The sequence below is a fragment of the Lishizhenia sp. genome, from assembly GCF_033720595.1.
Lineage (GTDB): Bacteria > Bacteroidota > Bacteroidia > Flavobacteriales_D > Crocinitomicaceae > Lishizhenia.
The window spans coordinates 19,339-27,902 of sequence record NZ_JAWWCF010000011.1 but is presented as its reverse complement, the minus strand read 5'-3'; the positions used below and the strand labels follow the sequence as shown (position 1 = coordinate 27,902).

Here is an 8,564-nt window from a genome sequence, read left to right as displayed (position 1 = left end):
TTCCCGTTTTCATTATTGATAAACGGGATTCTTCGTATAATGCCTTTGGAGAAATAGAGCTCTATGTCCACCAAAATTTTATCTTAAAGGCCAAATATCTAATTAGTAAAGAAAATGAATGATATTCTTTTGAGGTCTTTAACCGGAGCTGCATTTGTAGGTCTGATCATTGGAGGCTTGTATTTTGGGGAGTATGCCACGGTTGGTGTACTTTCGCTGTTTATTGTTTTAGGTCTTTCTGAGTTCTATAGATTGTTCAGATCCACAAAGGCCGTTTCTCCCGATGAAAAAATCGGAATGGTGGGAGGTATATCCATCCTTTTCGTTTTAATCTACATGCGTTGGGACTTTTTGGATATGAAGTACATAGTACTGCTTTTACCCTTAACGTTTTTGGCCTTCATACCTGAATTGTTCAGAAAATCAAAAACTCCTTTGAATAATGTGGCCGTCACTGTATTTGGTTGGGTATATGTAATCCTACCTTTATATTTAGTAATCGCATTGAAAGGAATAACACCCAAAGAAGGGGAGTGGTTAGTACCAGCAGGGATGTTCGCCATTATTTGGAGTAATGATACCTTTGCTTACCTTTCGGGTAGATTCTTAGGGAAAAATAAATTATTCGAACGTATTTCTCCGAAAAAGACCTGGGAAGGTACTATAGGAGGAATTATCTTTGCATTACTGGCAGGATATGTATTTGCTACACTTACAGATATGAGTTTAATCTTTTGGATTCCAGCTGCCTTCTTAGCGGCCTTTGGAGCCATCTTTGGAGATTTATTCGAATCCATGCTCAAAAGAAGCTTGGGAATTAAAGACAGTGGTAACATACTTCCAGGTCATGGAGGGATACTAGATAGGTTCGATGCGACATTATTTGCTGCACCTCTCTTTTATACGTGGTACATTATCTGTATTTAATATGTATTTTAGCGCCGATTTTTAAATATGATACCGAAGCCAAGGCTTCCCCTTAACACATTAGAATGAAATTACACAGAGAAGGTTATTTAATAATATTGATTGGAGTGCTCATCTTAGGAGCAATTCACGTTGGTAATTACTTCTTGTTGCAAGCAACAGGCTGGGATTGGTTATACTACCTCTTAACTTTAGGAGAGCTTGTAATGTTGTACTTAATTGTACAGTTTTTTAGAGTTCCAAACAGAACCGTAAATGCCGAAGATTTAGATATCGTTTGTCCGGCAGATGGTAAAGTTGTAGTGATAGAAGAAGTAGAAGAAACAGAATATTTCAAGGACAAGCGTATTCAGATATCTATCTTTATGTCGCCTTTGAATGTTCATGCCAATTGGAACCCGATTAAAGGTATTGTGAAGTACGTAAAGTACCACCCGGGATTGTTCTTGGTAGCTTGGCATCCAAAATCAAGTACAGATAATGAGAGAAGTACTTTTGTTGTTGAGCATAACAATGGTAAAGAGATCTTGTTTAGACAAATTGCCGGTGCGGTAGCAAGAAGAATTTGTTATTACGCAAAAGAAGGAGATAAGGTCGATCAAGGAACAGAATTCGGTTTTATCAAATTTGGTTCGCGTATCGATTTATTCTTGCCGTTAGATGCCAAAGTAGATGTGAAAATTGGAGATAAAGTTCAAGGTAAAATTACCAAAATAGGATCTTTATAATTCCTTTATATATTTCGTGAAAATCCCAGTAGATTGTTCTACTGGGATTTTTTTATGCTTTGCCTAAGAATGCTGATGCAACTAAAATTAAATAAACAATCCCATCAGTTTATTTTCCTCTGATGGGATTTAGGTTTAGTAGGTGCTTTTACGCTTAGGGCGATGTCTTTTACTGATACTGTAAAAAAGGGTTGCGGTGATGTATTGATCGTAGACCATCCAATTGTCTTGCGTTCTTATCAATAGTTTTGGAATATCCGTAGATAACCTTAGACCTCCAGAATGGGCGTAATTCACCATGGTTTGGTACAGTGCAAATTCTCCCGTTAAACCAAATTTTATGGCACCTCCAAAGTGACTTTCGTCAAAATTATAATAGCGATCGTTTCGTTGAGCTCTACCTTGACGTGTTTGTATGGAAACTTGTGGACCAAAAGTCATGTATAAATCTGTGTTGTGCTTGAACTCTCTACATTTGGCAATAGAGAATACAAATGGAATTTGAATGTATTCATCGTAGTACGACATCCCATTCTTCAAAGGAGATTTATAAAAGGTATAACTGATACCGGTTTTCCAAAATTTATCACGCTGGTAATAAAGGGTCCAATCAATTCCTAATTCTAAGTTGGTTCCAAAATAAGCCCGAACAGGAATGTACGGCTCAAAGTCGGTGTAAGCTGAAGCAGCCACGTGAAAGCCTAAGTCATTTTCAGCAATAACTTGTGCTTTTACGGGAGTAGTAAGTAGACCGATTGAAAGACAGAGTGATCCTAAAAATTTATTATACATAGTACTTTTTTTTACCAAGGTAGCGTTGAAGTTTATTGAAATGAAAAAATCTAATCTTGAACAACTTAAGCTTTTTTATTCGTGGTTTACTACGGATTTTTTGCGATTCCTCTATATAAGAGTAAGCGAATAAAAAAAGGCGTCATTTATTGTGACACCTTTCTTATCGTTCAAAAAATCAAACGATCTTTTGTGTAGTAATAGATAGAGGTGATAGGATAAAATTTATTGCTCTATGCTCCCAAAAGTAAGGATGATGAAAGAGATAGAAGTAAAGCGAAGATTAAGGTCCAATTATTAATACTTAACACCTTATTTACACCAGAAGCTTAGTTTAAATTTATGTTTCTAAAGCAGGTTTTGGTAACTTTGCAAGAGATGAAAATTCAGTAAAAATGGAGTTGGAAAAGTTTTTAAAGTATATGGATGAACTAGAGGAGATAGATAAACCTGCTCAGTTCAATTATCCTTTTTTCTACCAATCCAATCCTTTAGCAGAATGTGCCGCTGAGGACCTGATGAATCGCATAGAGCAAGACAATTTTAACGACCATAATTTCAAAGCTCAAAACGCAGAGGAACTTTCTCGCGGTAAAATGTTTGGAGTTTTAGTGGTAGAAGATAAGGAAGGCCGCACTGCATATCTTTCAGCCTTCTCGGGAAAAGTAGGTAATTCAAATCATATAGAGGGGTTTGTTCCACCGGTTTACGATTTATTGAGTGCCGATAGCTTCTTTACCGAAGAATATGCCGTAGTTAGTTCGCTTATCGAAGAGGTTAATCAATTAAAAAAAGACGAAACCTACCTTGCCTTGTGTAAGAAGTACCACCGTTTAATGGATTCCAAACACATAAAGGTGAACTTCTTAAAGCAAAAAGCCAAAGACAATAAACTTTTTAGAAAGAAACAACGCCAAGAGGCAGAAGAAGTTCTCACTGAAGAGGAATACCATAGCTTAGAGCAAAAGTTAGCGCAAAAGAGTATAGACGATAAACTTCAAATTAAACATACACAACAAGTTTTTAATAAGGAGTTAACCGACTTACAGGCTGAAATTGCCGTATACGAAGAGAGGCTCAAAGAATTACAAAATAAAAGAGCCGAAGAAAGTAATAAGCTGCAAAGGAAAATATTTGAACACTATAAATTTTTAAACGCCCATAAACAAGAAGCGAATTTGTTGGATATTTTCAAAGATTCGCAATTGGAACAACCACCTGCTGGTGCAGGGGAGTGCTGTGCTCCTAAATTGCTACACTTTGCATATTTAAATGATTTAAAACCTCTGGCAATCGTTGAGTTTTGGTGGGGAGATGCTCCAAAATCTGAAATTCGTAAACACAAAAATTATTACCCGGCTTGTCAAAGCAAGTGCAAGCCTATACTCGGACATATGTTGGAGGGCTTGGAGGTACAAGAAAATCCTTTGATAGCCATACCATCATTAGATAAAGTGATAGATATTCTTTACGAAGAAGAGGAGTTTTTAGTCATCAATAAACCTTCTGGTTTGCTCTCTGTACCGGGTAAAGTACTTAAAGATTCTGTGCAAACGCGTATGGAAGCGCTTTATCCAGAAAGTAAAGATCATATGATAGTCCACCGCTTGGATATGATGACTTCTGGTGTTATGCTGGTAGCGAAAAGTAAACGCGCCCATAAACAATTGCAAAGTCAATTTGCCAAGCGAAAAATGCAAAAGCGATACATTGCTCTATTAGATGGAATTCTCAAATGGCAAGAAGGAGATATAGATTTACCCTTGCGCGTAGATTTAGAAGATAGACCCCGACAAATTGTTTGTTTTGATCACGGTAAGCCGGCCCAGACACATTACGAAATTATAGAGCGAAGAAAAGGGAAGACTAAAGTGTATTTTTACCCTAAAACGGGGCGTACGCATCAGTTAAGGGTACATGCGGCGCATGCTTCTGGACTAAATATTCCCATCGTAGGAGATGATTTATACGGCACACCTGCAGATCGTTTACATTTGCATGCCGAGCGCATAGAATTGTACCATCCCATCACCAATGAAAGGGTTGTATTTACGGCTCCTTGCGAGTTTTAGTAGTGGATTTATTAGGCTGCCTGGTCTAGCTATCCGTTTTAGGCCAGTCGTTTTTTAATAAGTAAGTCCAATTGCACAAGCGCACTTCCGGTGGTCGTACCCTTGAGCAAGGTCTTTCTAATTAAACACAACTAGCGCTGCCACTGCTATCTAGGGCAGTAGAGGTGGTGCTAAATTCTAAGTGTTTTTATTGCGCTAGAAGTTCCCCAGAGTTATTGAAAACGCTATTGTAGGAACGAAAATGTAGCGCATCTCCCATTTCTGAGGTATGGTTAATCAATACGTCATTTTCAAGCAAGAGGTAATAGGATTTGTTGTTAGCTATAAGGAGTTCTTTAATGCTTACACCTTTGAAATTTTTGTCGTGCGGAATATTCCAGTTCTCATGGGTGATCTCTATGAGTTCTACATTTCCTAACCATTCAACTATAAAAGCATCACCAAGTCTATATTGCTTCCCGTTTTCCAGTGCAATGATAGTGTCGAAGGTGTAGAAATTTCCTAAACCTGGAATAAGTTCATCTCCCTCTCCTTTTGGGGTGTGGTAAATGGCCTTAATCTTTTGGTGAATTAGGGCTGCTTTAATTTTTTCTAAATCCTGCATCGAAGTTTTTATCAAACATAAAAAAACCGACTCCTAATGGAATCGGTTTAAAGTTATTGCATTGAGGCTTAATCCTCTATAATTTCTTTACCTGCGTGTTTTTGCTTATTGAAAACAAATTTAGAAGCTGGAATCGTTGGATTCTTTTCAAACTTCGTGATGGTGTACGTCATTGTTGTCGCATCTTTTGTTTTCATAATAGCTTTCTTCAAGCTGTTATCTGCTTTATTGATGTACAATGTGATGGTGTGGTAATCTACATCGTCTGGGTTAGTAGGGTATAGGCTAATTACGTGCATTCCGTTTTCTTCTTTCACGTATTTGCTTTTAAAACCTTCTTCCCAAATAGTCATCAATTTTTTAGGGTTCAAACTTGCGTCATCTTCTTCGTCAGCATCTGTGATGTAAACAGTTTCTTCTGTAATTGTCCAAATTTTCAAACCATTACTTAAGATGATGTTTTCACCTAAAGTTGCGTAGAACTTATCACCTTGTACCCATCCTTCACCAGAATCTGTTTCGTCAACCCCAGTAGAATTGTTTTTCGTGTGCATATCAAATTCAATATGGAAAGACTTCAAAGCCTTCATTTCCGTACTCAATTTTTTTAAGATTGCATCACTCTTTTCATCACTTTGTGCTAGGGTTGTAAATGCTAAGCTTAAAAAGCTTATTGCTATCATTACAGTTTTCATCATCTTCATTAATGTTCTTTGGTTTTGCTCTGCAAAAGTACAATATTCTTTGCGAACAGTAAATTTTTAATCGATTTTGGAATTCTATTTACAAAGGCTATGCCAAGATTAAAGTAATCCTTTTGTTGCAAGGTATTCCTCTAAAGAAGCCTCATCTGGATAATTTACCTCTCTGGCTTTAGATCCTTTAAATGGACCTACAATGTTGTGCGCTTCTAATTGATCTACCAGTCTTCCTGCTCTGTTGTAACCTAGTTTCAACTTACGTTGCAATAAACTTGCAGAACCCTGCTGGTGAATCACAACGATGCGCGCTGCTTCCACAAAATTAGCATCTAAATCATCCAAATCGGCATCATTACCTCCTTCGCTTCCTTCACCTTCGTATTCAGGTAATAACAATGCTTCTGGATAGGCGCGTTGGTTTCCGATAAACTCACAAATATCTTCAACTTCCGGTGTGTCTACAAATCCACATTGTAAACGGAATGTATCAGAACCTGTCGAAATCAACATATCTCCTTTACCTATCAACTGATCTGCCCCCGATCCATCTAGTATCGTTCTTGAGTCTATCTTAGAAAGTACTCTAAAGGCAATACGTGCAGGGAAGTTAGCCTTGATCATACCTGTAATAACGTTTACAGAAGGACGCTGTGTGGCAACAATTAAGTGTATACCAATAGCACGGGCTAACTGTGCAATACGCGCAATAGGATGTTCCACCTCTTTACCAGCTGTCATAATTAAGTCGGCAAACTCATCTATTAAGACAACAATGTACGGTAGGTAGCGGTGACCTTTTTCTGGATTTAATTTGCGCTTAATGAATTTGGCGTTGTATTCCTTAATATTTCTTACTTGGGCATCTTTTAACAATTCATACCTATCATCCATCTCTATACAAAGAGAATTTAGGGTATTAACCACTTTAGAAGTATCCGTAATAATTGGTTCTTCTTCTCCCGGTAATTTAGCCAGGAAGTGTCGTTCTATTTTGTTGTAAAGGGTTAATTCAACTTTTTTCGGATCCACCAATACGAACTTCACTTGTGCAGGGTGTTTCTTGTAAAGGATAGACACCAATATGGCGTTCAATCCAACCGATTTACCTTGTCCTGTAGCACCGGCTACCAGCAAGTGAGGCATTTTGGCTAAGTCAAAGGTATACGTCTCATTGGTAATTGTTTTCCCCATTACTACAGGAAGCTCAGCATCTGAGTTTTGGAATTTTTCAGAGGCAATCAACGAACGCATACTTACCATTTCTGGTTTGGAGTTTGGTACCTCAATACCTATGGTTCCTTTTCCTGGGATTGGAGCAATAATACGTATTCCTAAGGCTGCTAAACTTAATGCGATATCATCCTCAAGGTTTTTAATCTTCGAAATCCTTACACCAGGTGCAGGTACAAGCTCGTAGAGTGTAACAGTTGGACCAATCGTAGCCTTTATTTTAGCAATTTCTATTTTGTAGTGAGAGAGGGTTTCTACAATTCTGTTTTTATTTGCCTCTAGCTCATCTTTGTCTACAGATATTTTTCCTGTACCATAAGCATTCAATAAATCTATGGACGGAAGTTGATAGTTAGACAAGTCCAGCTTAGGGTCGTAGTCACCAAATTTCTCTGATAGATCGTTCAGTTCTGAATCACTTAATTCTTCTTCCTCTTCAGCTACTTCAACAGAAAATTCATCCTCGTTTTCTTCTGAGGAATCCTCTGCAGTTGAAACAGGTGATAACTCTTCTTGGGGTTCTTCTATTTCAAAACTATCATCTATCTCAAAAGTTGAATCAGGCTCTTCTTCCTCTTTTCTCTTAACCGTTAGATTTAAATCTTCCTCTGTTACAAGTTCTTCTTCTTCCTCTTCAGAGAAATCAACTTCTTGGGGTTCTGGTTCTTTTTCAATCTCTTCATCAGTAATCGTGTTTACAGCATGAATATCTTTTGGTGCAACATTATTGGCTGCTTGTATCTTTTCTTCTTTGTCCTTTCTTCCTTTGAATAGTTCATCCAATCCGATCATGTTCATGATTTTCTGGAAATCAGGATTAAACAATACAACAACGGCAATGAAAAGTAATAATGCGATAAACAAGAAAGCTCCAAAAGCTCCAAAGTTTTGATCTAGCCACGTATTGATGAAGTAACCAAAAGATCCTCCGAGGTAGCTGATTTTATCGGCAAAATATCCAAAGAAAATAGAAAACCACACCATAGAAACTGTGGTGATAATAGAGCTTCTTTTTAAAGGCAATAAACTTACGTTGAAAAGCAAACGCATGCTGTATAAAAAGAATAGAAAGCAAAATCCAAAAGAAGCTAAACCAAACCATTTGTAAATAAATAGGTGAGAAGTCCATGCCCCGAATCGTCCTAACCAGTTGGCTGTTGGCTCAGTTAAATCCTCAAACATGTAGGTGAACAAATTCTTATTCATCACCTGGTCTTGGTCTAATTTCCACGTTAGCAAATAGGAAAGAAAAGCGATAAAGCAATAAAAAGAGAGTAAGAGTAAAATACCTCCAGTTATACGCTTAGATTTTTTCTTATCGAGTTTAGTGGATAACTTAGAAAACGGATTCAGTGATTTGGAAGAACTAGTTCCCTTCTTTTTCTTCGCTTTATTGTCTGCTGATCTGCTTTTAAGTACGTTCCCTTTGGCCATAATTTTCTCTATATCCTACGAAGATACAATCATTACCCACACAAGTGAATGTCAGAAGCTTTAAAGCATTAACAGG

7 protein-coding genes are annotated in these 8,564 nt (G+C 37.5%); 3 read left to right on the top strand and 4 right to left on the bottom strand.

Annotation, left to right across the window (positions count from 1 at the left end; genetic code table 11):
* Positions 1-114 precede the first annotated feature (114 nt).
* A complete protein-coding gene (locus R3333_RS01755; protein ID WP_318956855.1) occupies positions 115-927 on the top strand; it encodes a phosphatidate cytidylyltransferase in 813 nt (270 codons plus the stop codon).
* Positions 928-992: 65 nt separating this feature from the next.
* A complete protein-coding gene (locus tag R3333_RS01750) occupies positions 993-1,655 on the top strand; it encodes a phosphatidylserine decarboxylase family protein (protein WP_318956854.1) in 663 nt (220 codons plus the stop codon).
* Positions 1,656-1,790: 135 nt separating this feature from the next.
* Here the strand turns inward: R3333_RS01750 and R3333_RS01745 are convergent, their stop codons facing one another.
* Positions 1,791-2,447, bottom strand: coding sequence for a hypothetical protein (locus tag R3333_RS01745; protein ID WP_318956853.1), 657 nt, complete (start codon positions 2,445-2,447; stop codon positions 1,791-1,793).
* 395 nt (positions 2,448-2,842) lie between these two features.
* Between R3333_RS01745 and R3333_RS01740 the strand changes: the two genes are divergently transcribed.
* Complete coding sequence (locus tag R3333_RS01740; protein WP_318956852.1) at positions 2,843-4,519, top strand: RluA family pseudouridine synthase; 1,677 nt, start codon at positions 2,843-2,845, stop codon at positions 4,517-4,519.
* A gap of 187 nt (positions 4,520-4,706) precedes the next feature.
* On the opposite strand, the gene R3333_RS01735 is transcribed toward R3333_RS01740, so the two are convergent.
* From R3333_RS01735 to R3333_RS01725, 3 genes are all read right to left on the bottom strand, one after another.
* Positions 4,707-5,123 (bottom strand): hypothetical protein, encoded by a 417-nt coding sequence (locus R3333_RS01735; RefSeq protein WP_318956851.1) that lies wholly within the window; start codon positions 5,121-5,123, stop codon positions 4,707-4,709.
* Between the two features lie 68 nt (positions 5,124-5,191).
* A complete protein-coding gene (locus R3333_RS01730) occupies positions 5,192-5,821 on the bottom strand; it encodes an outer membrane lipoprotein carrier protein LolA (protein ID WP_318956850.1) in 630 nt (209 codons plus the stop codon).
* 105 nt (positions 5,822-5,926) lie between these two features.
* On the bottom strand, positions 5,927-8,488 hold the full coding sequence (locus R3333_RS01725) for a DNA translocase FtsK (RefSeq protein ID WP_318956849.1): 2,562 nt from the start codon (positions 8,486-8,488) through the stop codon (positions 5,927-5,929).
* Positions 8,489-8,564 lie beyond the last annotated feature (76 nt).

Bases quoted from the DNA above. Each gene is read 5' to 3' on its own strand.
- R3333_RS01730 (WP_318956850.1), bottom strand. From the start codon at position 5,821: ATGATGAAAACTGTAATGATAGCAATAAGCTTTTTAAGCTTAGCATTT.
- R3333_RS01725 (WP_318956849.1), bottom strand. From the start codon at position 8,488: ATGGCCAAAGGGAACGTACTTAAAAGCAGATCAGCAGACAATAAAGCG.
- R3333_RS01755 (WP_318956855.1), top strand. From the start codon at position 115: ATGAATGATATTCTTTTGAGGTCTTTAACCGGAGCTGCATTTGTAGGT.
- R3333_RS01750 (WP_318956854.1), top strand. From the start codon at position 993: ATGAAATTACACAGAGAAGGTTATTTAATAATATTGATTGGAGTGCTC.
- R3333_RS01740 (WP_318956852.1), top strand. From the start codon at position 2,843: ATGGAGTTGGAAAAGTTTTTAAAGTATATGGATGAACTAGAGGAGATA.
- R3333_RS01735 (WP_318956851.1), bottom strand. From the start codon at position 5,123: ATGCAGGATTTAGAAAAAATTAAAGCAGCCCTAATTCACCAAAAGATT.
- R3333_RS01745 (WP_318956853.1), bottom strand. From the start codon at position 2,447: ATGTATAATAAATTTTTAGGATCACTCTGTCTTTCAATCGGTCTACTT.